Source organism: Pseudomonas sp. 22082, from assembly GCF_052046055.1.
GTDB classification, from domain to species: Bacteria; Pseudomonadota; Gammaproteobacteria; order Pseudomonadales; family Pseudomonadaceae; genus Aquipseudomonas; species Aquipseudomonas pharyngis.
The window spans coordinates 24,570-48,776 of record NZ_JBQEQB010000027.1 but is presented as its reverse complement, the minus strand read 5'-3'; the positions used below and the strand labels follow the sequence as shown (position 1 = coordinate 48,776).

Sequence of the window (24,207 nt, the reverse complement as noted above, 5' to 3'; positions counted from 1 at the left end):
AACAGCGCCGCCGGCCCGCAGTCCTATCCTGCACCCTGCGATTGAGCGTAGGGTTAACCCGGCTCAACGGACTGGATGAAGCGTATGCACACCCCTCGATTATTCGTCAGCCTCGCCGCGCTGCTGGTGCTGGCCGGTTGCGCCGGTCAACGCAGCGAAGAACCGGCGCCGCGCCCGCCCGCCGAGGTCAAGGCGCAGATCGTGCGCCTGCTGCCGGCAAAAACCGCCGACCGTCAGGGCTGGGCCACTGACATCTACGCCGCGTTCGCCGCCCAGGGCATCAGCCCGACCACGCAGAATCTGTGTTCGGTGCTGGCCGTCGCCGAGCAGGAATCCACTTTCCAGGTCGATCCGCCGGTGCCTGGCCTGGGCAAAATTGCCCGTGACGAAATCGATCGCCGCGCCGCCAAGGTGCACATCCCAAGCCTGTTGGTCAGCGGCGCCTTGCAGGTGCGCTCGCCCAACGGCAAGACCTACAGCGAACGCCTGAGCGCCGCCCGCAGCGAAAAGGAATTGAGCGCGATTTTCGATGATTTCATCGGCTCGGTGCCGATGGGTCGTACGCTGTTCAGCGGTTTCAACCCGGTGCACACCGGCGGGCCGATGCAGGTCAGCATCGAATTCGCCGAGCAGCACGCCAAGGACTATCCGTACCCGGTGGACGGGACCATTCGTCGCGAGGTGTTCAGCCGTCGGGGCGGCATGTACTTCGGCATCGCCCATTTGCTCGGTTATCCGGTGAGTTATCGCGAACCGCTGTACCGCTTCGCCGACTTCAACGCCGGCTGGTACGCCAGTCGCAACGCAGCGTTTCAGAACGCGGTCAGCCGCGCGTCGGGGATTCCGCTGGCGCTGGATGGCGACCTGATCCGCCCGGGTGCGATCATGCCGGGCAGTACCGAACTGGCGGTGCGCACCCTCGGCAAATCCCTGGGCATGCGCAATCCGGTGATCCGCGATCAACTGGAGAAGGGCGATAGCCTGGCCTTCGAGGAGACCAAACTGTATCAACGGGTCTTCGAACTGGCGGAGCGTGCGGAAGGCAAGACATTGCCCCGTGCGGTGTTGCCGGGCATCGTGCTGCAGAGCCCGAAGATCACCCGCAAACTGACCACGGCGTGGTTTGCCAAACGGGTCGACGAGCGTTATCGGCGCTGCATGGCCAAGGGCTGAGGACGATCAAAAAGGTATAAAAAAACCCGGCTGACGGGAGCCGGGTTTTTTCTGGGTTGTTGCGGTCAAGCCATTCATTCAGGCAACGCGACGTTCAATCAGACGATCCGAACCACCTTCAGCAACGCGACGTTCAATCAGACGATCCGAACCACCTTCGGCAACGCGGCGTTCGATCAGTCGATCCGAACCACCTTCAGCAACACGGCGTTCGATCAGACGATCCGAGCCACCTTCGGCAACGCGACGTTCGATCAGACGATCCGAACCACCTTCAGCGACGCGGCGTTCAATCAGACGATCCGAACCACCTTCAGCAACGCGACGTTCAATCAGACGATCCGAACCACCTTCGGCAACACGGCGTTCGATCAGACGATCCGAGCCACCTTCGGCAACGCGGCGTTCAATCAGACGATCCGAACCGCCTTCGGCGATCATGGTGTGGGCCGGTTTGGCGGCAAATGCGTTGAAGGCCAGAACCGAAAGGGCAATGCTGAGGATGACTTGGCGTTTCATGATTTTTGCTCCGGGGGTGTTGTTTGTTTGGTATGGAGCGGATGTTACGCCCGGGATTTTTTAAGAGAACTTCATTGACGTGATGGTGAACATCGACGCCGATGATGGTTTGTCACAGCACCTTCACCGCGCGGCCAATCGCCTGGATCGGCCCGGTAGGTTTGCCGATCGGCGAACCGTTGGCGCCTTCCAGCGTCAGCTCGAACAACTGGTTGGGTTGCAGCGGCGGCAGCTTGTCCAGCGGGATCGATAGCGCCTGGCCCGGTTTGACCAGCCCCAGCGACACCGGCCCCTGCCAGCCGTCGGCCTTGGTCCAGAACTCCAGCGCCTTGTCAGCCGGCACTTCGACCACGCCCAGCGGAATCAACTGAATCTCCCGTGGATTGCTGGCCTGGATCACCCAGCCCGGCGCCTTGTCCTGCGGGGCGACCAGCACCACCAGAAAGCTCGGTTTCGGCGTGGTCTGGGTCAACAGGATCGAGCCCAGCAACAAGGTCGCGGCCAGCCCCGCAGCGCTCAAGCCGCGCCACAGTGACAGGCGGTTCCACCAGGAAATCTCGGGCGCCACTTTATGGGCGAGTTGCCCGACACTGCGCTCGATGCGTTGCCACAGCTGCGAAGAAGGTTGATGCGCCGGGGCGAGGTCGGTCAGTTCCAGCAGACGTCGCTCCCAGGCATCCACGGCCGCTTGCAGCTCGGGCTCGTTGGGCAAGCGTCGTTGCACTTCGGCGCGCGCTTCGGCCGAGAGGGTGCCGAGCACGTATTCGCTGGCCAGTTCATCGCGGTCCTGCGCCGATTCGGTGGTCATCCCATGCACTCCCGCAACGCATTGAGGCTGCGTTTGATCCAGGCTTTGACGGTGCCCAGCGGGGTGTCGAGGCGCTGGGCGATCTGCGCGTGGCTGTAACCGTCGACGTAGGCGTGAAGGATGCAGCGGCGGCGTTGCGGTTCCAGTTGATGCAGGCAGCGATGGATGCGGGTCGATTGCGCCAGCGCCTCGAACCCGTCATCAATCGCCGGAAATTCGTTGCTGTCGTTCAGCGGCGTTTCCTGATGGTGATTGCGCAGCACATTCAGCGCCAGATGCCGGGTCACGCTGAACATCCAGCCCCGGGCCGAACCGCGCGCCGGATCGAAACCCGCCGCGCCGGCCCAGATCTTCAGGAACGCATCGTGAACGATGTCTTCGGCCAGCGCCGTGTCACGCACCAGACGCCGGGCCACACCCAGCAGCCGCGGACTTTCCTGCACATACAATTCGCGCAGGGCCCCGCGCTCGCCGCGGGCACAGGCGGCGAGGCGGGCTTCGTAATCGAACGCGGTTTCGGGTAATGGCATGTCCTGCAATCTAGCAAGCATCGGCCAAACGTCCAGTCAGGCTCAGTTCGCCGCCCAGAAAATGTAGTCGGCCTGGTACTTCACCACTTCCTGTTTACCCTTGTTCGCCGCCGTGCATTCGCTACCCGGCGCCACGCCGCCCTTGAGCGCCACGCGCTGGATGTAGCTCACGCCGCTCATGGCGCCTTTGCCTTCGGCGGGGTTGGCCTTGACCAGTTGATAGGGCAGGTTGCCCGGGCTCGACGGCGCAACGGCCAGCTGTGTGCCGGTGACTTTCGAACCGTCCTGCGCCTGCCAGGTGGCGGGCGGGCCGAAGTAGGTGCCAACCTGTTTGCCGCTGCGATCGTTGAGCACCGCTTTCGGGCCGACGAACACCCACTCGGTCTGGCCGGCGACATTGGCCTTGTCCCGGCATTCGTAGGTGATCTCGCCGACCCCGGTGGTTTCCATCGCGATCTTGTGGCCGTCCGGCACCTTGATCGCGTCGGGATAACTGCTTTGGGCAAAGCTTGTCGAAGCGACGGCGAGCAAACCGGTGAGGCCAATCAGTTGGGTGATGTTCATCAGTGTTTCTCCGAAAAGGGTAAACCGCTGACAGCCGAAAGAGGGCTGTTACAGGGACTACCCGTGACGGAGGCATTTGGATGCAGTGGCCGGAAAATAAATCTGAGAGCACTGAAAGTCAGATTGTTGTAACCAGCTCTTTCCCGGTTTTTGCCAATGCCAGGCCGGAGGCTTTCAGCAGTTCCTGGGTATAGGCATGCTGCGGCGCCGCAAAAATCTGGCGCGAGGCTCCCTGTTCCACCACCTTGCCGTCCTTGATCACCATCAAGTCGTGCGCCAGCGCATGCACCACCGCCAGGTCATGGCTGATGAACAGGTACGTCAAGCCATGGCGGATCTGCAACTGCCGCAACAACTCCACCACCTGTTTCTGCACCGTGCGATCCAGTGCCGAGGTCGGTTCGTCGAGCAGAATCAGCGCCGGTTCCAGCACCAGCGCCCGGGCGATGGAAATGCGCTGGCGCTGGCCACCGGAGAACTCGTGGGGATAGCGATGGCGGCTCTGCGGGTCGAGGCCGACTTCCTCCAGCACGCGGATCACCGCTGCCTCACGTTCCTCAGCCGTGCCGATGCCGTGGGTCAGCAGGCCTTCGGCGATGATCTGCTGCACCGACATCCGTGGGCTGAGGCTGCCGAACGGGTCCTGGAACACCACCTGAATCTGCCGGCGCAACGGGCGCATCAAGCGCTGATTGAGCAGGCTCAAATGCTTGTTGCCGAAGCGAATATCGCCCTCGGATTCCACCAGCCGCAGAATCGCCTGGCCCAGCGTCGACTTGCCCGAGCCGGACTCGCCGACAATCCCCAGGGTCTTGCCCCGTTGCAGCCGGAAACTCACGCCGTCCACAGCCTTGATGTATTGCTGGGTGCGGCTGAACAACGCCTTGGGCAGCGGGAACCAGACTTTCAGATCGTCCACCTCCAGCAGGTTGTGATCGTAGCGACTCGGCACCGGTGCGCCCGACGGTTCCGCCTCGATCAGCAGGCGGCTGTAAGGATGCTGCGGGGCGCGGAACAGCGTTTCGCAATCGGCCTGTTCGACGATTTCCCCATGGCGCATCACGCACACCCGCTGGGCGATGCGCCGCACCAGATTGAGGTCGTGAGTGATCAGCAGCAGCGACATGCCGAGGCGTTGCTGCAGCTCGATCAGCAACTCCAGAATCTTCTGCTGCACGGTCACGTCCAGCGCCGTGGTCGGTTCGTCGGCGATCAGCAATTGCGGCTCGTTGGCCAGCGCCATGGCGATCATCACCCGTTGCCGCTGGCCGCCGGAGAGCTGGTGCGGATAAGCCTTCAAACGCTGCAACGGTTGGCGAATACCCACCAGCTCCAGCAGCTCCAGCGTGCGCTGGCGCGCGGCGCGGCCTTTGAGCCCCTTGTGGATCTCCAGCACTTCGCTGATCTGTTTTTCCACCGTGTGCAGCGGGTTCAGCGAAGTCATCGGCTCCTGGAAAATCATTGCGATGCGGTTGCCGCGCAAGCCGCGCATCTGCTGTTCGCTGGCATGGAGCAAGTCCACGCCGTTGTAGCGGATGCTGCCCGTGCTGCTGACGGTCTTGGCCGGCAGTAAACGCAGGATCGAGTGCGCTGTCACCGACTTGCCCGAGCCGGACTCGCCGACCAGTGCCAGGCATTCGCCACGGCGGATGTCGAGGTTCACGCCGTGCACCACTTCGTGCCCGGTGAAGGCGACGCGCAGGTCGCGGATTTCAATCAGGTTATCGGTCATTTCAGCTCCGGGGATCAGGATCGCGGATCGAACGCGTCACGGCAGGCTTCGCCGATAAACACCAGCAAGGACAGAATCAGCGCCAGGGCAAAAAACGCCGTCAGCCCCAGCCACGGCGCTTGCAGATTGCGCTTGGCCTGGCCGATCAGTTCCCCCAGCGACGCGGTGCCGGCGGGCATGCCGAAGCCGAGAAAATCCAGCGCGGTGAGGGTGGCGATGGCGCCGGTCAGAATGAACGGCAGGTAGGTCAGGGTGGAGGTCATGGCGTTGGGCAGAATGTGCCGGCGCATCAGCTCGCTGTCCGTCAGGCCCAGGGCCCGCGCGGCCTTGACGTATTCCAGGCTGCGCCCGCGCAGGAACTCGGCGCGCACCACGTCCACCAGTGCCAGCCAGGAAAACAGCGCCATGATCCCTAGCAGCCACCAGAAACTCGGCGAGACGAACCCCGACAGAATGATCAGCAGGTACAGCACCGGCAGCCCCGACCAGATCTCCAGCACCCGTTGCCCGAGCAAGTCGACCCAGCCGCCGTAATAACCCTGCAACGCTCCGGCGACGATGCCGATCAGCGCACTGACCGCGGTGAGAATCAGCGCGAACAGGATCGAAATCCGCGTGCCGAAAATCACCCGCGCCAATACGTCCCTGGCCTGATCGTCGGTGCCCAGCCAGTTGCTCGAGGACGGCGGGCTCGGTGCCGGTTCCGTGAGGTCGTAATTGACCGTGTCGTAGCTGAACGGGATCGGCGGGAACAGCATCCAGCCACCCTGATCCTCGATCAGTTTGTGCACGTACTGGCTGGCGTAATCCGGCTGGAACGGCAGTTCGCCGCCGAAATCGGTTTCCAGATAATCGCTGAGGATCGGGAAGTAGAAGGCGTGGTGATAGCGGATCACCAGCGGTTTGTCGTTGGCGATCAGTTCGCCGCCGAGGCAGATCAGGCACAGTCCGATGAACAGCCACAGCGACCAGCGCCCGCGACGGTTGGCCTTGAATTGGGCGATGCGCCGCCGGCCCAGAGGGGAGAGTGTGAACATCAGGCAGTCCTCGCCGAGAAGTCGATGCGCGGGTCGAGCAGGGTGTAGCAGAGGTCGCCGATCAGCTTGATCAACAGGCCGAACAGGGTGAACAGAAACAGCGTGCCGAACACCACCGGGTAGTCCCGAGACACCGCCGCTTCGTAGCTCATGCGCCCGAGGCCGTCGAGGTTGAAGATGGTTTCGATCAGCAGCGAGCCGGCGAAAAACACCTCGATCAATGCTGACGGCACACCGGCCACCACCAGCAGCATCGCGTTGCGAAACACATGGCCGTAGAGCACGCGCCTTTCGGTCAGGCCCTTGGCGCGCGCGGTGATCACGTACTGGCGGCTGATCTCGTTGAGGAAGCTGTTCTTGGTCAGGATCGTCAGCGTCGCAAAACCGCCGATCACCAGCGCCGTCACCGGCAACACCAGGTGCCAGAAGTAGTCGCCGACCTTGCCCCACAGGCTCAGGCTGTCGAAGTTGTCCGAGACCAGCCCCTGTACCGGAAACCAGTTGACGTAGCTGCCCCCGGCGAACACCACGATCAACAGGATCGCGAACAGAAACGCCGGCATCGCGTAACCGACGATGATCGCCGTGCTGCTCCAGACATCGAATGCGCTGCCGTTTTTGATCGCCTTGCGAATGCCCAGCGGGATCGAAATCAGGTAGGTGATCAAGGTCGCCCACAGGCCGAGGGACAGCGACACCGGCAGCTTCTGCACGATCAGATCGGTGACCTTGGCACCGCGAAAGAAACTGCTGCCCAGGTCCAGTTGCGCGTAATTCTTGAGCATCAACCACAGGCGTTCGTGCATCGGCTTGTCGAAACCGTAGTGGTGCTTGATCTCTTCGATCAGCGCCGGGTCCAGGCCACGGCTGCTGCGCCCGGCACCGCCGATCGCGGTGACCTCACTGGCGCCGCCCATGCTGTGCCCGCCGAAGCCTTGCAGGCGGGCGATGGCCTGTTCCACCGGGCCGCCGGGCGCGGCCTGCACGATGACGAAGTTGACCACCAGAATGCACAGCAGCGTCGGGATGATCAGCAACAGACGTCGACTCAGATAACGCCACATGTCACTGGCCCCCCGCGAGCTGGCGCAGGGCGCTCATCTGCTGGTTGGTCAGCGGCTTGGCCGAAACCTCCCACCAGGTATCGAGGCCTTCGCTGTAGATCGGCTGCACCGGCGGCCTGCCGAAGCGGTTCTGAAACACCGTCGGCGTGCCTTTGGAGTAGTAGTTGGGAATCATGTAGTCACCCCATTGCAGCACCCGGTCGAGGGCGCGGGCGTAACGCACCATGGCGTCGCGGGTATTGGCCTGAACCAGGCCGTCGATCAGCCGGTCCACCGCAGGGTCCGCCAGCACCATCGAATTGGAACTGCCGACCTGCGTGGCGCTCTGTGAGGCGTACAGGCTGTACAACTCGCGGCCCGGCGAGACGATCGGATCGCCGCTGCGCGGGAAACTGGTGACGATCATGTCGTAGTCCCGGGCGTTGAGCCGGTTGATGTACTGCGCCGAATCGATGCGCCGCAGATTGAGGGTGATGCCGATCTGCGCCAGGGTGCGTTTGTACGGCAGCAGCATGCGGTCGAAGCCGCCCTGGCCGTCGAGGAAGGTGAATTCGAAGGGCTCGCCGGCGGCGTTCACCAGTCGATTGTTCTTCGGCGTCCACCCGGCTTCGGCCAACAGCTTCAGGGCCTGCAACTGCTTGTCGCGGATGTAGCCGCTGCCATCGGTTTTCGGCGCCTGATAGACGCGGCTGAAAACCTCGTCCGGAATCTGTCCGCGCAACGGTTCGAGGATCGCCAGTTCTCCGGCGTCGGGCAGTGCGGTAGCGGCCATTTCACTCTTCGGCCAGTAGCTGTTCTGGCGCACGTAGAAGCCGCGCATCATCTGCTTGTTGATCCACTCGAAATCCCATAGCAGGCTCAGCGCCTGACGCACGCGGCGATCCTTGAACAGCGGATTCTGCAGGTTGAACACGAAACCCTGGGCGCATGTCGGTTTGTCCGGGGCGAGAATCGCCTGTTGCAGGCGACCGTCACGCAGGGCCGGGCTGTCGTAGCCGACCACATAACCGGACGAGGAAAACTCGCGGTTGTAGTCGAACGCGCCGGCCTGCAGCAGTTGCCGGGCGACGTCGGTGTCGCCGTAGAAATTCACGGTCAGGCTGTCGAAGTTGTACATCCCGCGACTGACCGGCAGGTCTTTGCCCCACCACTGCGGGTCACGCTGGAAACTGATGCTGCGTCCCGCATCGACCTTGCTCACCCGGTACGGGCCGCTGCCCAGCGGGGGTTCGAAACCGCCGCCGTTGGCGAAGTCGCGGGTTTTCCACCAGTGCTCGGGCACCGGTCGCAGCGACGCCAGATCCAGCGCCAGGGTGCGGTTGAGGTTGTTCTTGAAGGTGAAGCGAATCTGCCGCGGGCCTTCGATCAGCACGTCCTGCACGTCGGCGTATTGCTGGCGATAACTCAGGCTGCCCTTGGTCATCAACAGCTCGAAGGTGTAGCGCACATCCTCGGCGGTGATTGGCGTGCCGTCGGCGAAACGCGCCTCGGGATTCAGGTTGAAGCGCACCCACAGACCGTCGGGATCGCGCTCCATGGTTTGCGCCACCAGACCGTAGACGGTGTAGGGCTCGTCCAGCGAGCGGAACGCCAGCGGCGAATACACCCAGTCGTTGACCTGCACCACGGAAATGCCCTGATCGGCATACGGGGTGATGTAGTTGTACTGACCGATCTCCATCGAAGCGCGGCTGAGCGAGCCACCCTTGGGGGCGTCGGGATTGACGAAATCGAAGTGCCGGAAACCGGCGGCGTATTTCGGTGCTTCGCCGTACACCGTCATCGCGTAGCTGCCGCCGGCCAGCGCAGATGCCGCGTTGCACAGCAGCGCGCTGCCGAGCAGCAGGCCGGCCATGTTGCGCATGAATGTCATGAAGTCGTTCCTCTGAGCCGGAAAAACCCGAAGCGGCGGCAGGCCGCTGCGGGATGCGAATTCGCAAGGGGAAGGGGCCGGCCGGAGTCTTGCGCGGCCCCGACCGGGACTCAGAAGTGGTACGTCATGCGCGCAAACAGCGTGCGGCCCAGCGGATCGGTGTAGCGCGGGTCATAACCGCTCTGGAAGTTGTAGGCCTGGTTGGAGAACGGCGGATCGCGGTCGAACAGGTTCTTCACCCCGGCATCGACGTCCAGCACCTTGTCGAAGGTGTAGCCGGCCGACAGGTCCCACACCGAATACGACGCGACCCGCGCATTGGTCTCGCGATCGTAGTCGTTGTAGCCGGTGGTGAAGCGGTTGGTCAGTGCCGCACGGGCCGCGCCGAAGGTCCAGGAACCGGTCAGGTTGTGTTTCCAGCGGGCGATCACACCGTCACCCCGGAAGTCGCCGACCTTGTCGGTGAACGGGCCCTTGATGGTGCTCTGGAAGTCGTACTCGTCGACATAGGTGCCTTGCAGGCCCAGACCGAATTGACCGTACGGCGTGTTCGGGAAGCGATAGTCCAGCGATACATCGACGCCGTTGGTTTCAACGATGCCCAGGTTGGCGTTGCCGGTGACGATGTAGTTGAGCGTGCCGTCGGCGTTGCGCACGAAGCGGTCAGGGTAGCTGCCGGCCTGATCGAACACGGTGGATTCCGGAAACGGCTGGATCTGGTTGGAGATGTGAATCCACCAGAAATCCAGGCCCACGGACAGGTTGCTGACCGGCTGATAGACAAAGCCCAGCGTCACGTTGCGCGCCTTCTCCGGGGCCAGGTCTTCGTTGCCGCCGATCTGGTTGAGGAACTGCTGACCGCAATCGCGCCCGCCGTTGCCGCCCGGTTGCACCACGCCGCCGGTACACAGTACCGGGTCGTTGTAGTAGCCCTGGGTGTAGGTGATGCTGCGCGGCGAATACAGCTCATACAGCGACGGCGCGCGGAAGCCTTCACTGTAGGCGCCGCGCACCACCAGCTCCTTGAGCGGCTGATAACGGAACGAGTATTTCGGGTTGGTGGTGCTGCCGAAGTCGCTGTATTTGTCGTGACGCACGGCGGCGGACAATTCCAGGCTGTCGAGCACCGGCACGTTGATTTCCGCGTAGGCGGCTTTCACGCTGCGGTCGCCCTCGACGCTGCCGGCCGGGTCGATGCCCAGGCTCTGGATGTCGCCGGCAAAGGCTTCGAAGTCCTGGTGGAATTTCTCTTTGCGGTACTCGCCGCCCAGGGCCAGGCCGGACGGACCGGCACCAAACCAGTCACCGATTTCGCGGCTGATCCGCCCGTCGAAACCGGCGACCCGACCGACCGCCGTGGAATAGGCGCCGTGGTACGCGGCCTGATCGATGTACTGCTGACCGGCGCTGCTCTGCGGGCCGAACGGGTTGAGCAGACCGCTGGCCAGACCGTCGATCATCGCCTGATCGCTGACGTAGCCGCTGGTGACGCTGGAGACGATCTTGTTCTGGTTGTACGAGGCGCCGACGTTGTAGTCCCAGCCGCCGACCAGACCGTCGAAGCTCAGCAAAAAGCGTTGGCTGGTGTTCTGGTCTTTCGATTCACGCGGGCCGGCGGCGGTTTCGCGCCAGTTCACGTCCACCGGTTGCGTCGGGTCGAGGGCGAAACCGGTGGGCGCCGGGGTGATGCCGTTGCCAGGGTAGTAGGGCGAGGACGAATCCAGGCTCAGGCCGGTCAATGGCGCCGGGCCGACGGCGGTGGCGTTGTTGTTGCGCGACCAGAAGTATTCGAGGTTGACGTTGTGGTCGTCGGCCAGTTTGCCGGTGGTCTTGCCGAAGAACGACGTCTTCTCGGTCTGCGGCACCAGGTCGATGAATTCCCGGGTGCTGAAGCGGCAGAGGCCGTCGCGGGCCACCAGGTTGGGGCCGTTGCAATTGCTGTTGGCCAGCGGGTTGGTGGCATTGCCGTTCTGGCTGTAGTTGCCGGGGAACGCGGTGCCGGAGGTCTGGTCCAGACCTCGGCCGGGCACGTAGTCACGGGCGAAGGAGCGATCGTTGGCGTCGAGGTTCTGCTGCTTGTTGTAGTTGAACACGCCGAGCACGTTGAAGCGGTCCTGCTCCAGGTCGCCGTAGCCCCAGCTGGCGCTCATGTCCTTGGTCGCACCGCCGCCGCTGTGGGTCGGTGTTTCACCGCCGAGGGTGAGCTGGCCGTCGGTCATGGATTTCTTGGTGATGAAGTTGATCACGCCACCGATGGCGTCGGTGCCGTACAGGGCCGAGGCGCCGTCGCGCAGCACTTCCACGCGCTCGATCGCGGCAAACGGGATCATGTTCAGATCCACCGCGCCGCCGGCCGAGTTGGTGCCCGACAGGGCGTTGTTGGCCAGTCGGCGACCGTTGAGCAGCACCAGCGTCTTGTTCGCGCCGATGCCGCGCATGTCGGCGAACGAGGCGCCGCCGGTGGCCGCGCCGACCGAGCCTGCGCTGTTGTTGATCGACTGGCTGCCGGTGATGCGCTGCACCAGTTCGGCGGTGGTGGTCACGCCCTGTTTGCGCAGTTCATCGGCCTTGAGCACGGTGATCGGCACCGCGGTTTCCGCGTCGACCCGACGGATCGCCGAACCGGTCACTTCGACCCGTTGCAGTTGCGTGGTCGGCGCGACCACCGCCGCGGCGGCCGGGACGCTGTTGTCGTCCTCGGCGGCCTGAACCCCGGCGCCCATCCCCATGGCCACCAGGTACAACGGAACGAAACGGTGGCGGGAAATCGTCGCCACCAAGGGTTTGAGCGTGAAGCGTGGAGTGTTCATCAGCATGGTTGTTTCCGACTTTGTTAGACGTTTATCGAAATGGCCTTGTGAGCCCTCTTTGCACGGAGCACGGTGGTGCCGCGCCGCGAAAACCACTTTCTTCAAGCAAGCCGATCCCCTCCGAAGACGCGCTGCGTTTTTTCGGTCGGCCGATTGCGACGGGATTCAACGAACGGTGTCGGGCGCGTCCCTCACTGCGCGCCCGGCACCGCCGTCAGCGGGTGGTCATCACCGATATCTTGGTGATGCCCGAGCGCTCGATGGACGCCATGGCTTTGGCGACCTGGCCGTAATTCACGGCGGAGTCGGCCTGCAGCTGCACGCGCACGTCAGCATCCTTGGCCTTGACCTCCTTGAGGCTGGCCTCCAGTGATTCCGGCGCCAGCTCGGTCTTGGCCAGGAAGAACTTGCCGTCCTGATCGACGCTGACCACCACCGGATCCTTCTTTTCGGCGGGGGCGACGGCGTCGGTCTTCGGCAGGTTGACCTTGATCGCGTTGGTCATCAGCGGCGCGGTGACGATGAACACCACCAGCAGCACGAGCATCACGTCCACCAGCGGCGTGACGTTCATTTCGCTGAGCACTTCATCGCTGTCTTGAGTGGAAAAGGACATCAGCTGGCCTCCCGCACGGCGGCCGTGGTTTTGGCGATGGCCTGGCGGCTGATGGAGAAAGCGCTGCGCGAGGCGAGGGCGTCGAAGTCGTGGGCGAAGTCATCCATGTCCGCCGAGGCCAGCTTCAGGCGCCGCAGGAAGAAGTTGTAGATCAGCACTGCCGGCACCGCGACGGCAATCCCCACACCGGTGGCGATCAGCGCGTGGCCGATCGGCCCTGCCACGGTTTCCAGGCTGGCCGAACCGCTGGCGCCGATGCTTTGCAGGGCTTCCATGATTCCCCACACGGTGCCGAACAGACCAATGAACGGCGCGGTGCTGCCGATACTGGCGAGGATCGCCTGGCCGTTTTCCAGCGAGCGACGTTCCTTCTGGATCTGCTGGCGCAGGTTGCGTTCCAGGCGGTCGGCACGGTTGATGGTGTGCGCCAGTTGTTGGGTGGTGCGAGGGGATTCTTCCACCAGCAAGGCTTCGAAACCGCTGCTGGCGATCCGCGCCAGGGAGCCCGGATACTGGCTGGCGTGTTCGGCGGCGGTGAGCAGGTCCGGCGCGCCCCAGAAGGCTTTGCTGAACTGCTTGTTCTGGGTTTTCTGGCGCAGGTATTGCGCCGACTTGACCAGCAGGATCGCCCAACTGACCACGGAAAACAGCACCAGCCCCCAGAGCACGCCGGGGACAATCATCGAAGACAGGGAATCGTTCATGGCTACACCTCGCTTGCGTTAATCGGTTGTGAGTTCGGTTGTTGTGCCGTCATTGCGGCAATTTGAAATCGATGGTCTGGGTGGCGAAGCCGTCGATCGGTGTGTCGCCGCGTTTGGCCGGGATGAACTTCCAGGCCTTCACCGCCGCGACCGCCGCGTCATCCAGTTGCGGCTTGCCGCTGGACTTGGTCACCGTCACCGAGCCGGCGCGACCGTTGGCCAGCACCTGAATCCGCAGCACCACGCTGCCTTCCCAGTTGCGTCGCAGGGCCAGCGACGGGTATTCCGGCGGCGGGTTGCCGAGGCTGGCGAGGCCGGAAATTGCCGCCGACTCTTTCACCGGGCCCGGCGCCGCAGCAGGCGCCGGTGGCGCGCTCGGGGTGGCCGGGGCGGCAGGCGCTGCCGGTTGCGCAGGGGTGGGCGGCGCTTTCGGTGGCTCGGCCTTTTTCAACGGTTTGGGTTTCTCGACCGGTTTCGGTTTTTCGATCGGCTTGGGTTTCTCCACCGGTTTGGGTGGCGGCTTGACCGCGTCCTCGTCTTCCACCGGTTGTTCTGGTTCGGGCGGTGGCGGTGGCGGGGGCGGCGGTTCCGGTGTCGGCGGGGCCGGCGGTGTCGGGCTGGTCAGCTCGACGGTCATTTCCGGAATTTCCGGTGGCGTGGGCAGCGGCTCGGCCCGCGCCTGCTGGAAAAACCACCAGGCGCCGCCGTGTATCAACGCCGACACCGCCACCAGCAACAGCATCTGCTGTTTGTTCAGGCCGCCGGGCTGCGACGTGTTGGCCTTGTAGACGGGCCGACCCGCCACCGACGCAAGCGCTGCGTTCGGTACTGGCCCCGGCGGCGTTCTGTGCTTTACCGCATCGTTCATTAAAGCTCCCTCGAGTGGATGAAGGGCAATAAGGTGCCGTTCGAACAACACAGCGTTGTTCGAGTGAGTGGTCGCAACTTTCATACGGGTGTGCAGAAGCCGATAGTTGAACTATCTATTGAACAGGGCTTGTGCAGCTTATTGCTTCAGTAACGTCGACTTCGATAGTTCATTGATCCGGTCCGTGGCTGTTCTTTTATAAGTGATTGTGCAATTGAGCGGCGAACATCTTTCTTGCCCTCATGGTTGATGCAATAGCAACCGCTGTGCCAAACAGTAAAAAAATGTGTAGCGGTTATTTCACGGATGATACGTATGTCGCATTTATATAAGTTTCATTAAACAGGCCGGTTTTCCTGGGCGCATGTCGTCCCGAGGGCCCTGTTTGCAGGGCTTTTTTCAGGGCGAGACAGCTCTGGCGCGGTATCGCGCTGTTCAGCGAGATAGAGCGGCTGTTCTCGTGTCGGCCAGGGCGCGTGATGGTGCGTGGCGGACTGATTTGGTGCGGGTCAGGGTTTTAGCGGGTCACAGGCGATGTTCCTTGTTCTTGTTTAAGTAAAGTCGGTCGTTCCGCATGAACGATGTAATGACTGGAAGTGCAGTTTTGGTGCGCTTCGAGCATCAACTCCAAACAGCAAAAGTTGTACGGGTGTGCTGTCTGAAAGTTATTGTCGAACAATCTGTTCTGGCATTCATTAATGCAGCGCGCACGCAATGACTGCTTGCGTGCTATTTAAAAAATAAATAGTGAAGGTGTTCAGGTAATAAAAGGAATGCACGGACTGTTCGGCGGGCGAACGCGGCGCAGGTAAACGGGCACGGAGAGAAGAGGGTGGCGCAGCAGATGAAGATTCACGCGGTGAACTCCTTGTTGCCAGCTCGGATACGCGAACTTTTGGTTCGGTATCGCACCTTACAAGAACGCGGATAGCGTTCGCTGATTGCTCTTGGTGCGGGATGGGCACCGCCAGCGCTGTTTTGCGAGATCAGGGATTCGCAAGCTGCCGATGAATGCGCAATCCGTGCCAAATTCGATACAACGGCTATAAATAGGGCCAGGCGGGATGCCTTTCGCAGTGGAGGAGGGGATATGTATCAGCTCTACGGACACCGCAACTCAGGAGCAGCGGCCATCGAGGCGGCGCTCGAGCTGTGCCAGGTGGCTTACCGCTTCATCGATATCGAGGCCAGTGCGGAAGCGGCGCAGGAGCTGGCGCGGCTCAATCCGCTCAAACAGATCCCGACCCTGCAACTGCCGGACGGTAGTGTCATCACCGAAAGTGCGGCGATCCTGATTCATCTGGGGCAAAGCTTTGCGCAATCCGGCCTGCTGCCGGCCAACGGCGCTGACCGCGATCAGGCGATTCGGGGCCTGGTGTACATCGTCAGCAATTGTTATGCGGCCATCGGGATCATTGATTACCCGGAACGCTGGCTGGTGATGCCGGACGAGGCCTCGCGACAGAATCTGATGGTGGGTGCGCGGGAACGACTGCATTGGAGCTGGGAGGTGTTTGCCGATCAGTTCTCGGCCGAGCTGTACCTGGACGATGAAACACCGGGCGCACTGGATGTGCTGGCGGCGGTGGTCACGCGCTGGGCCGGTGCCCGCGAACACCTGCGCCAGGCCCGACCCGGTTTCCATGCGTGGCTGCAGCGCATCGACCGGCACCCGGTGCTGGCGCCGGTCTTTGCGCGGCATTGGCCCGGCTGATCACTCCCCGCGAATGTACTGCTCCAGCTGCTTGATCAGTTCGGCCTGTTCGGCAATCGCTTCCTTGACCAGGTCGCCGATCGACAGCAGGCCGATCAGCTTGCCGTTCTCCACCACCGGCAAGTGACGCAGGCGTTTGTCGGACATGATGCCAAGGCAAGTGTCGACGGTCTGATGGGTGTCCACCGTGATCACGTTCGCCACCATGATGTCGCGCACCGGCGTGCCCACCGAGGAGCGTCCGTGCAGCACCAGTTTGCGTGCGTAATCGCGCTCGCTGATGATGCCCACCACGTTGTCGTCTTCCACCACGAGCAAGGCGCCGACGTTCTTCTCGGCCATTTTCATCAGCGCTTCGAGCACCATGTGATCGGGTTTGATCTGGTGCACTTCCTGATTTTTCGGATCTTTGAGCTTGAGCAGCTGGGCGACGGTTTTCATGGCGGTTACTCAGGTGTTGTCGTTGTTCTCCAAGCATCGTAGACGCAGGCGCGCAGGGCAAGGCCGCAAAACGGCAGATAACACGCAAAAAACGTCATTTGACCGGGTTTTTCATGGCGAGGCCTTTGTCACGGGTGGCGGCAATGCCGCGTAGAATGCCCGTCTGAATCAATTCCTGAGGTTGCAGTGGTGGATTTACAGCAGGGCTTCGTCCTGACCCGGCATTGGCGCGACACCCCGGCCGGCACCGAAGTCGAGTTCTGGCTGGCGACCGACGCCGGGCCGCGCCGTGTGCGCCTGCCGCATCAGCCGTCGGTGGCGTTCATCCCGGCGGCGCAGCGCGAGCAGGCCGAGCGGGTGCTGGCGGACGAAAAGAACGTCGAACTGCGCCCCTTGGCCCTGCAGGATTTCGAGCATCGCCCGGTGCTTGGGCTGTATTGCCAGCAGCACGGTCAGTTGATGCGCCTCGAAACCGCGCTCAACCGGCACAGTGTCGATGTCTTCGAAGCCGACGTGCGACCGCCCGAGCGCTACCTGATGGAGCGTTTCATCACCGCGCCCGTCTGGTTCAGCGGCACGCCCGATGCCGACGGCGTGTTGCTCGACGCCCACCTCAAACCTTCACCTGACTATCGCCCGCAACTGCGGCTGGTCTCGCTGGACATCGAAACCACCGAGCAGGGCGAGTTGTACTCCATCGCCCTGGAAGGTTGCGGCGAGCGCCAGGTATACATGCTCGGCGCACCGAATGGCGATGCCAGCATCGTCGATTTCGATCTCGAGTACTGCGAGTCGCGCACCCTGATCCTGAAGAAGCTCAACGACTGGTTCGCCTGCCACGACCCAGACGCGATCATCGGCTGGAATCTCGTGCAGTTCGACCTGCGTATCCTCCACGAACACGCCCGGCGCCTCGGCGTGCCGCTCAAACTCGGGCGCGGCGGCGAGGAAATGCAGTGGCGCGAGCACGGTAGCCGCAATCATTACTTCGCGGCAGCGGCGGGGCGGTTGATCATCGATGGCATCGAATCCCTGCGTTCGGCGACCTGGAGCTTTCCCTCGTTCAGCCTGGAAAACGTCGCCCAGACCCTGCTTGGCGAAGGCAAGTCCATCGACAATCCGTACCAGCGCATGGACGAGATCAACCGCATGTTCGCCGAGGACAAACCGGCGCTGGCCAAGTACAACCTCAAGGACTGCGAACTGGTCACGCGGATCTTCGCCAAGACCGAGTTGCTGAAGTTTTTGCTCGAGCGCGCCAGCGTCACCGGCCTGCCGGCGGATCGCAGCGGCGGCTCGGTGGCGGCATTCACCCATTTGTACATGCCGCTGATGCACCGCCAGGGTTTTGTGGCGCCGAACCTTGGCACCAATCCACCGCAGGCCAGCCCCGGCGGGTTTGTCATGGACTCGCAACCGGGGCTGTACGAATCGGTGCTGGTGCTCGACTACAAGAGCCTTTATCCGTCGATCATCCGCACTTTTCTGATTGACCCGGTGGGGTTGATCGAAGGCTTGCAGCATCCCGATGACAGCGACTCGGTGCCGGGCTTTCGCGGTGCGCGCTTTTCCCGTACCCGGCATTGCCTGCCGTCCATCGTCGCTCGGGTCGCCGAGGGCCGCGAGACCGCCAAGCGCGAGCACAACGCGCCGTTGTCCCAGGCGCTGAAGATCATCATGAACGCCTTTTACGGTGTGCTCGGTTCCAGCGGCTGCCGGTTTTTCGATACGCGACTGGCGTCATCGATCACCCTGCGCGGCCACGAGATCATGCTGCGCACCCGGCAGTTGATCGAAGCCCAGGGCCACGCGGTGATTTATGGCGATACAGACTCGACGTTCGTCTGGCTGCGTCGCCGCCACGGTGAGGAAGAGGCGGCAACCATCGGCCGGGCGCTGGTGCAACACGTCAACGACTGGTGGCGCGAGCATGTGCGCGAGCAGTACGGGCTGGAAAGCGCCCTCGAATTGCAGTTCGAAACCCACTACAAACGCTTCCTGATGCCGACCATCCGTGGCGCCGAGGAGGGCAGCAAAAAGCGCTACGCCGGTCTGGTGACCCGCGCCGACGGCAGCGAGGAAATGGTCTACAAAGGCTTGGAAACCGTGCGCACCGACTGGTCACTGCTGGCCCGGCAATTTCAGCAGGAGCTGTACGAGCGGATCTTCCAGCGCAAGCCGTATCAGGATTACGTGCGCGAGTACGTGCGCAAGACCCTGGCCGGCGAGTTCGACGAGCGACTGGTCTACCGCAAGCGCCTGCGTCGCACCCTCGATGACTACGAACGCAACGTGCCGCCCCACGTCCGCGCCGCGCGGCTGGCGGACGATTACAACGCGCAGCACGGGCGCCCCCGCCAGTATCAGAACGGCGGCTGGATCAGCTACGTCATCACCCTGGCCGGCCCCGAACCGCTGGAAGTGCGCCGCGCGGCCATCGACTACGACCACTACATCACTCGCCAGCTGCAACCGGTGGCGGATGCGATCCTGCCGTTTGTCGACGACGATTTCTCAACCCTGATCGGGGGGCAACTGGGCCTGTTTTGAGTCCAGCAGTTGCAGGGTCCACTCGTCCTGAATGCCGTGGAAGAAACGCTCCAGCGCCTGATGCCAGAGGCTGTCGTCGTCAGCGAACTGGGCGAACAGGGTCATCGATGAGTGGAATTTCAGGTCGTCTGGATGGCCGAAGATTTCGGCAATTGAACGCTGCTGTGCGTTCAGCACCAGCTGCGTGCAGGTTCGCAGCCGGGCGCCGAGCAACGGGTGGTCGAGGTAGGCGCGGGTTTCCGGCGCCGAGTTGATCGCGAACCGCCGCGACATCTCGCTGCCGCCGAGCCCGGCCAACTGCGGGAACACGAACCACATCCAGTGGCTGCGTTTGCGGCCCTCGCGGAGCTCGCGCTGGACCCGTTCGAACACCGGGTCCTGGGCAAGCACGAAGCGTTGCAGGTTGAATGGATCGTCCTGATCAGTGCTTCTCATGGCGAAGCCCTCTGTCAGTCGGCGGTGGCTCAGACCATGGCCAGCCGCTGCTTGCGTTTTGGCGCCTGAAACACCTGGTCCAGCGCCGCCAGATCCCCGCCATCGAGTTGCAGCTGCGCCGCTTGTGCATTGAGCTGCACGTGTTCCGGGCGCACGGCCTTGGGAATTGCAATCAGCCCATCCTGACGCAGAATCCACGCCAGCGAAACCTGTGCCGGGGTCACGCCGTGACGAGCGGCAATCTGTTTCAACACCGGCTCGGCGAGCATCGCGCCGCCCTGGCCGATCGGGCAGTACGCCATCAGCGGCATGCGCTGTTGTTGGCACCACGGCAGCAGGTCGAATTCGATGCCGCGCTCTTCCAGGTTGTACAGCACCTGATTGGTCGCGCAGGCCGAACTCGACAGTTCCTCAAGATCATCGACGTCGAAATTCGACACGCCCCAGCGGCCGATCTTGCCGTCCTCGCGCAGACGCTCGAAAGCCTCGACGGTTTCTTCCAGCGAATACTGGCCGCGCCAATGCAGCAGATAGAGGTCGATGTAATCGGTGTCGAGCCGGCGCAGACTGCGCTCGCAGGCCTGGGGAATGCCCTTGCGACTGGCGTTGTGCGGGTAGACCTTGCTCACCAGGAACACTTGATCGCGCAGGCCGGCAATGGCTTCGCCGACCACGCTTTCGGCACCGCCCTCGGCGTACATTTCGGCGGTGTCGATCAGGGTCATGCCCAGCTCGATGCCGCTGCGCAGGGCCGCGACTTCACGCGTGTGCGCCGAGCGGTCTTCGCCCATGCGCCAGGTGCCCTGGCCAATCACCGGCACCTGCACGCCAGCCAATTCGAGGGTACGCATTCAAACCTCCATTCTGAAACGGTCGATACCTTGGGTGGGCAGCAGAATAGCCCACGGGTTCCGTCCGGTTCCAGAAAGGAGGTCAGGTGCTTACTTGGCGGAGAACTTCAACACCACGCTCTGGGTGTAGGTCTGGCCGGGATCGAGCCGGGTGCTCGGGAAGTTCGGCTGATTCGGCGAATCCGGGTAGTGCTGAGTCTCCAGGGTGAACGCGCCCCAGTGCGGATAGACCTTGCCACCCTTGCCCTTGACCGTGCCGTCGAGGAAGTTGCTGGTGTAGAACTGCACGCCTGGTTCGTTGGTGAACAGCTGCAAGTGGCGACCGGATTGCGGGTCACTGACTTCGGCGGCGAGTTTGCTGACGTCTCCCTTGGTGTCCAGCGCCCAGTTGAAATCGAAACCGCCGTGTTTTTCTTCGGCGAATTTCAACTGCGGATGGTCGGCCTTGATGTGCTGGCCGATGGCGGTCGGTTTGGTGAAGTCCATCGGCGTGCCGGCCACGGGCGCCAGTTCGCCGGTCGGAATCAGCTTGGCGGTGACCGGGGTGTAATGGCTGGCGTGCAGGGTGGCGACTTGCTTGAGGATATCGCCATTGCCGGCGCCGGCAAGGTTGAAGTAGCTGTGGTTGGTCAGGTTGAGCACAGTGGGTTTGTCGGTGCTGGCCTTGTAGTCGATGCGCAGTTCGTTGCTGTCGGTGAGGCGGTAGGTCACCTCGGTGGTGAGGTTGCCGGGGAAACCCATTTCACCATCCGCCGACAGATAGGTCAGGGTCACGCCGACCGAATCCTTGTCCTTGGTTTCCTTCGCCTTCCAGACCTTTTTGTCGAAGCCCTGAGTGCCGCCGTGCAAGGCGTTGGTCTTGTCGTTCTGCGGCACCTGGTAGCGTTTGCCGTCGAGCTCGAACGCACCGTCGGCCAGGCGATTGCCGAAGCGGCCGATGGTTGCGCCGAAGTACGCGGTGCCTTTCTGATAACCCTGCACATCATCGAAACCGAGGACGATGTCGTCGAGCTTGCCGTGCTTGTCCGGCACTTGCAGTGCCTGCAAGGTCGCGCCGTAGGTGATGACCGTGGCTTGCATGCCGTGGCTGTTGCGCAGGATGTATTGCTCGACGGGCGTGCCGTCATTGGTTTTGCCGAAGGCTTTGTGTTCGCTGGACAGGCCGGCGGCCTGGGCGGAGAGGGTGGCGATCATCAGGGACAGTCCGAGGCCGCAGAGTGAGTGTCGGGATTGAAGCATGGGTTGACCTTCCTTTTTGTTGTTGTTTTGAAAATCTTTAAATAGTCATGCTAATTAATGGATGAATGGGAATTTATAGCGGATTAAACGATTAATGCAAAAATAAAGTCGGACTAAATTGATTGAGCCAAGGGCGCCGAAGGTCGGGAATCCACGCCGGCACTGCACTTTTGCGAATTCCCCGGCTCTATCCATGGCCAGGGTGCGGTGACTTCCGCCGCACAGGAACGTGTCCGTCAAAGAATTCATGCCGAGAGTTTTGCACCCCATCGCTGCATTCATTCATCGCCCGTGCCTGCTGCTGGCCTGCCTGTCGACCCTGTTGTTCGGCGGTTGCAGCCATCAGGACGGCAACAATTTCATCACCCAGATGCGCGAGGGCAGGCCTCAGGAATTTCTCCAGACCAGCGTCGACCGCATGGCCACACTGGCGATGCGCGACAACCTCGACAGCCTCTACCGCTTGATGGGCAAGTTGTACCTGCGCAACCCGGACGAACTGCGCAAATCCGGTTTTCTCGACATTCGCACGGCGGTCAAACAGGTGCGGCTGGCCATCGAACAGCAGCAACCTTTGCCGACCCTCGGCGGCAGAAAGGATCTGGCAGCGCTGAGCTATGCCATGAGCCCCGAATTCCTCGGCGACCGGGTCGGCGCGTTCATCTATGCGATCGGCAGCATGCTGGTCACCGCTCACGGCAACCGCACCGAGTTCTACATGACCGATGCGATCAACCCGACCTTCGTCAACAACGCCGCGCGCAACATCGAGAAAGCCACGTGGATCCTCGCTCAGCGGCAGAACAAGGATGGCCAGCCGCTGCTGTTTTCCAACGAGATTTCCGAGGAGGGCAGCAACCTGAGCTTCGCCACGGAGTTCGGCAAAGTCGTGGCGCGTCTGGATCTGCTGACCCAGATGCTCGACGAGCGCTACCGGCGCATCGGTTTGAATTACGCCCAGAGCCTGTTGTTTTTGAATTTTTTGCCTGTGCAGTGAAATGGCATAACGATAGATCCGATCGATATAGGGCGTTATAAGAAAACTGGTTATGCTGCGGGCCGGATTTTCCTGTGGTTTGTCTGGACGTCTTAATGGAATTGGCAAATTTCGGCCTGGTGATTGCCGGGCTGGTGGTGGGGTTCATCGTCGGCATGACCGGTGTCGGCGGCGGTTCGTTGATGACGCCGATCCTGCTGTGGTTCGGCATCAATCCGGCCACGGCGGTGGGCACGGATCTGCTGTACGCGGCCATCACCAAATCCAGTGGCGTGCTGGTGCACAGGAAGAACAAGAACATCGACTGGGCCATCACCGGCTGGCTGACCCTGGGCAGTGTTCCGGCGGTGGCGATGACCTTGTGGTTCCTCAGCACCCTGCACACCGCGCCGGATGCGATGAACGCCATCATCAAGCAAGCGCTGGGCTTCGTGCTGTTCGCCACGGCGCTGGCGATTCTGTTCAAGAAGCGCCTGCTGGAATTCGCCCACAAACGCGCCGGCGGCAACTATAACCCCAGCGGCGCGCGCCTGAATGTCATGACCGTGATCACCGGTCTGATCCTCGGCACCATGGTCGCCCTGACCTCCATCGGCGCCGGCGCCCTTGGCACCGTCGCACTGTTCATCCTCTATCCGCTGCTGCCGACCCGCCGCCTGGTCGGCACCGAAATCGCCCACGCCGTCCCGCTGACCTTGGTCGCCGGCCTCGGCCACGCGAGCATGGGCAACATGGACTGGGGCGTGCTGGGCTTTCTGCTGGTCGGCTCGCTGCCGGGCATCTGGCTCGGCAGCCACCTGACCGGCCGCGTCTCCGATGAACTGCTGCGCCCGTGCCTGGCGACGATGCTGGTGTTGATCGGTTACAAGCTGGCGTTCTGATCGGCGAGCATCCATGACCCCGAAGGCTCGAGCGTCAGCTGACGCGGCATGAAAGGTAAACAAATGGGCGCAGGGTCGCGCCCAACCGGTTGCGCAAAATCGGTGCTGACCTAAGCTTTGGGCAAGGCGAAACACTTTTGCCGGGCAGCCCCCGGAACAATCGCCGCGATGCGCAATCATTAGAGCGTGGATATCAAAAGGAGATGCGCATGCTCATCAGGTCACTGACCCTGACACTCTTGCTGGCGATTGCCGGCCCCCTGTTCGCCGCCGACGGCGATTCCCCTCTGGACGTCGACAAGGGCATTAACCGCCCATTGATCGTGATCGCTTCCAGCACAGTCGATTCTTATTGGGTCAGCCTGAAAAAAGCGCTGGACGACCCGGCCAACAAACAAGGCATCGCCGACCGCAAGATCAAGGTTTACACCATCCTGAGCATGAGCGGTCAGGTCGATGGCAAAAGCCTCGAGCAGCAGCAAACCATGGCGCTGCTGCGCTCGCTGAAGCTGGGCGCCGGGGCGTATCCGAAAGTCTTCCTGGTGGGCAAGGATGGAGAGACCAAACTGACGGCTTCTGGAGAGGAAGCGGCGGCGGTCGATCTGAAGAAGATCTTCGACACCATTGATGCGTTGCCTGCCGCTGAAAAAGAAGCCACTTCCACCGTGGTCACGGCCCCGGCTGCTGCAGAACCGGCGCCGGCCAAGGGTGCGAAAGGGATAAAACCGGCGAAACCGACCAAACCGGCCAAGCCGCCGGAAATGCCGGATGATTGATTGAGGCAGGCTCTGAATAAAAATG

The 24,207-nt window shown here is 62.4% G+C and carries 22 protein-coding genes; 6 read left to right on the top strand and 16 right to left on the bottom strand.

The window, feature by feature from the left end; all coding sequences use genetic code 11:
• Nucleotides 1-84: 84 nt before the first annotated feature.
• A complete protein-coding gene (locus ACTJK9_RS25730; protein WP_085612745.1) occupies nt 85-1,173 on the top strand; it encodes a DUF1615 domain-containing protein in 1,089 nt (362 codons plus the stop codon).
• A 78-nt stretch (nt 1,174-1,251) separates the two neighbouring features.
• Here ACTJK9_RS25730 and ACTJK9_RS25725 read toward each other — a convergent pair whose 3' ends face one another.
• From ACTJK9_RS25725 to ACTJK9_RS25670, 12 genes are all read right to left on the bottom strand, one after another.
• The gene (locus ACTJK9_RS25725; protein ID WP_011335081.1) at nt 1,252-1,692 is read right to left on the bottom strand and encodes a hypothetical protein; all 441 of its coding nucleotides are present in this window, start codon (nt 1,690-1,692) and stop codon (nt 1,252-1,254) included.
• Nucleotides 1,693-1,804: 112 nt separating this feature from the next.
• Nucleotides 1,805-2,500, bottom strand: coding sequence for an anti-sigma factor (locus tag ACTJK9_RS25720; protein WP_440817118.1), 696 nt, complete (start codon nt 2,498-2,500; stop codon nt 1,805-1,807).
• On the bottom strand, nt 2,497-3,030 hold the full coding sequence (locus ACTJK9_RS25715; RefSeq protein WP_178076492.1) for a sigma-70 family RNA polymerase sigma factor: 534 nt from the start codon (nt 3,028-3,030) through the stop codon (nt 2,497-2,499). The genes ACTJK9_RS25720 and ACTJK9_RS25715 overlap by 4 nt, the downstream gene beginning before the upstream one ends.
• Nucleotides 3,031-3,072: 42 nt before the next feature.
• On the bottom strand, nt 3,073-3,594 hold the full coding sequence (locus tag ACTJK9_RS25710) for a DUF3455 domain-containing protein (protein ID WP_085686629.1): 522 nt from the start codon (nt 3,592-3,594) through the stop codon (nt 3,073-3,075).
• 118 nt (nt 3,595-3,712) lie between these two features.
• Complete coding sequence (locus ACTJK9_RS25705) at nt 3,713-5,326, bottom strand: ABC transporter ATP-binding protein (protein ID WP_440817114.1); 1,614 nt, start codon at nt 5,324-5,326, stop codon at nt 3,713-3,715.
• A gap of 14 nt (nt 5,327-5,340) precedes the next feature.
• A complete protein-coding gene (locus ACTJK9_RS25700) occupies nt 5,341-6,363 on the bottom strand; it encodes an ABC transporter permease (protein ID WP_221397722.1) in 1,023 nt (340 codons plus the stop codon).
• Nucleotides 6,363-7,427, bottom strand: a complete 1,065-nt coding sequence (locus ACTJK9_RS25695; RefSeq protein WP_085612740.1) for a microcin C ABC transporter permease YejB — start codon at nt 7,425-7,427, stop codon at nt 6,363-6,365. Before ACTJK9_RS25695 ends, ACTJK9_RS25700 begins: the two co-directional genes overlap by 1 nt.
• A 1-nt stretch (nt 7,428) precedes the next feature.
• Nucleotides 7,429-9,300 carry an extracellular solute-binding protein gene (locus tag ACTJK9_RS25690; protein ID WP_440817111.1) on the bottom strand — a complete coding sequence of 624 codons (1,872 nt, stop codon included), beginning with the start codon at nt 9,298-9,300 and terminating at the stop codon, nt 7,429-7,431.
• Between the two features lie 110 nt (nt 9,301-9,410).
• Complete coding sequence (locus ACTJK9_RS25685; protein WP_440817109.1) at nt 9,411-12,116, bottom strand: TonB-dependent receptor; 2,706 nt, start codon at nt 12,114-12,116, stop codon at nt 9,411-9,413.
• Between the two features lie 208 nt (nt 12,117-12,324).
• Complete coding sequence (locus ACTJK9_RS25680; protein ID WP_011335072.1) at nt 12,325-12,726, bottom strand: ExbD/TolR family protein; 402 nt, start codon at nt 12,724-12,726, stop codon at nt 12,325-12,327.
• Nucleotides 12,726-13,430, bottom strand: coding sequence for a MotA/TolQ/ExbB proton channel family protein (locus tag ACTJK9_RS25675; protein WP_039770206.1), 705 nt, complete (start codon nt 13,428-13,430; stop codon nt 12,726-12,728). The genes ACTJK9_RS25680 and ACTJK9_RS25675 overlap by 1 nt, the downstream gene beginning before the upstream one ends.
• A gap of 49 nt (nt 13,431-13,479) precedes the next feature.
• Nucleotides 13,480-14,298: a TonB family protein gene (locus tag ACTJK9_RS25670; RefSeq protein ID WP_440817107.1), complete on the bottom strand. Its 819-nt coding sequence runs from the start codon at nt 14,296-14,298 to the stop codon at nt 13,480-13,482.
• Between the two features lie 1,090 nt (nt 14,299-15,388).
• On the opposite strand from ACTJK9_RS25670, the gene ACTJK9_RS25665 reads away from it, so the two are divergent.
• A complete protein-coding gene (locus ACTJK9_RS25665) occupies nt 15,389-16,012 on the top strand; it encodes a glutathione S-transferase N-terminal domain-containing protein (protein WP_440817104.1) in 624 nt (207 codons plus the stop codon).
• Here the strand turns inward: ACTJK9_RS25665 and ACTJK9_RS25660 are convergent, their stop codons facing one another.
• Nucleotides 16,013-16,453 carry a CBS domain-containing protein gene (locus ACTJK9_RS25660; protein WP_011335068.1) on the bottom strand — a complete coding sequence of 147 codons (441 nt, stop codon included), beginning with the start codon at nt 16,451-16,453 and terminating at the stop codon, nt 16,013-16,015.
• Nucleotides 16,454-16,642: 189 nt separating this feature from the next.
• Here ACTJK9_RS25660 and ACTJK9_RS25655 point away from each other — a divergent pair, with 189 nt between their 5' ends.
• The gene (locus tag ACTJK9_RS25655; RefSeq protein WP_440817101.1) at nt 16,643-19,003 is read left to right on the top strand and encodes a DNA polymerase II; all 2,361 of its coding nucleotides are present in this window, start codon (nt 16,643-16,645) and stop codon (nt 19,001-19,003) included.
• Here the strand turns inward: ACTJK9_RS25655 and ACTJK9_RS25650 are convergent.
• From ACTJK9_RS25650 to ACTJK9_RS25640, 3 genes are all read right to left on the bottom strand, one after another.
• Nucleotides 18,968-19,438 (bottom strand): DUF1810 domain-containing protein, encoded by a 471-nt coding sequence (locus ACTJK9_RS25650; protein ID WP_085612734.1) that lies wholly within the window; start codon nt 19,436-19,438, stop codon nt 18,968-18,970. The two genes, ACTJK9_RS25655 and ACTJK9_RS25650, sit on opposite strands and share 36 nt — an antisense overlap.
• A 29-nt stretch (nt 19,439-19,467) precedes the next feature.
• Entirely contained in the window at nt 19,468-20,289 is an 822-nt protein-coding gene (locus ACTJK9_RS25645) for an aldo/keto reductase (protein WP_221397717.1), read from the bottom strand.
• Nucleotides 20,290-20,379: 90 nt separating this feature from the next.
• Nucleotides 20,380-21,528, bottom strand: a complete 1,149-nt coding sequence (locus ACTJK9_RS25640; protein ID WP_221397716.1) for an aldose epimerase family protein — start codon at nt 21,526-21,528, stop codon at nt 20,380-20,382.
• Between the two features lie 247 nt (nt 21,529-21,775).
• Between ACTJK9_RS25640 and ACTJK9_RS25635 the strand changes: the two genes are divergently transcribed.
• From ACTJK9_RS25635 to ACTJK9_RS25625, 3 genes are all read left to right on the top strand, one after another.
• Nucleotides 21,776-22,525 carry a hypothetical protein gene (locus ACTJK9_RS25635; protein ID WP_440817097.1) on the top strand — a complete coding sequence of 250 codons (750 nt, stop codon included), beginning with the start codon at nt 21,776-21,778 and terminating at the stop codon, nt 22,523-22,525.
• Between the two features lie 95 nt (nt 22,526-22,620).
• Nucleotides 22,621-23,406 carry a sulfite exporter TauE/SafE family protein gene (locus ACTJK9_RS25630; RefSeq protein ID WP_011335062.1) on the top strand — a complete coding sequence of 262 codons (786 nt, stop codon included), beginning with the start codon at nt 22,621-22,623 and terminating at the stop codon, nt 23,404-23,406.
• 209 nt (nt 23,407-23,615) lie between these two features.
• Nucleotides 23,616-24,182 carry a DUF4174 domain-containing protein gene (locus ACTJK9_RS25625; protein ID WP_085612729.1) on the top strand — a complete coding sequence of 189 codons (567 nt, stop codon included), beginning with the start codon at nt 23,616-23,618 and terminating at the stop codon, nt 24,180-24,182.
• Nucleotides 24,183-24,207: the final 25 nt, after the last annotated feature.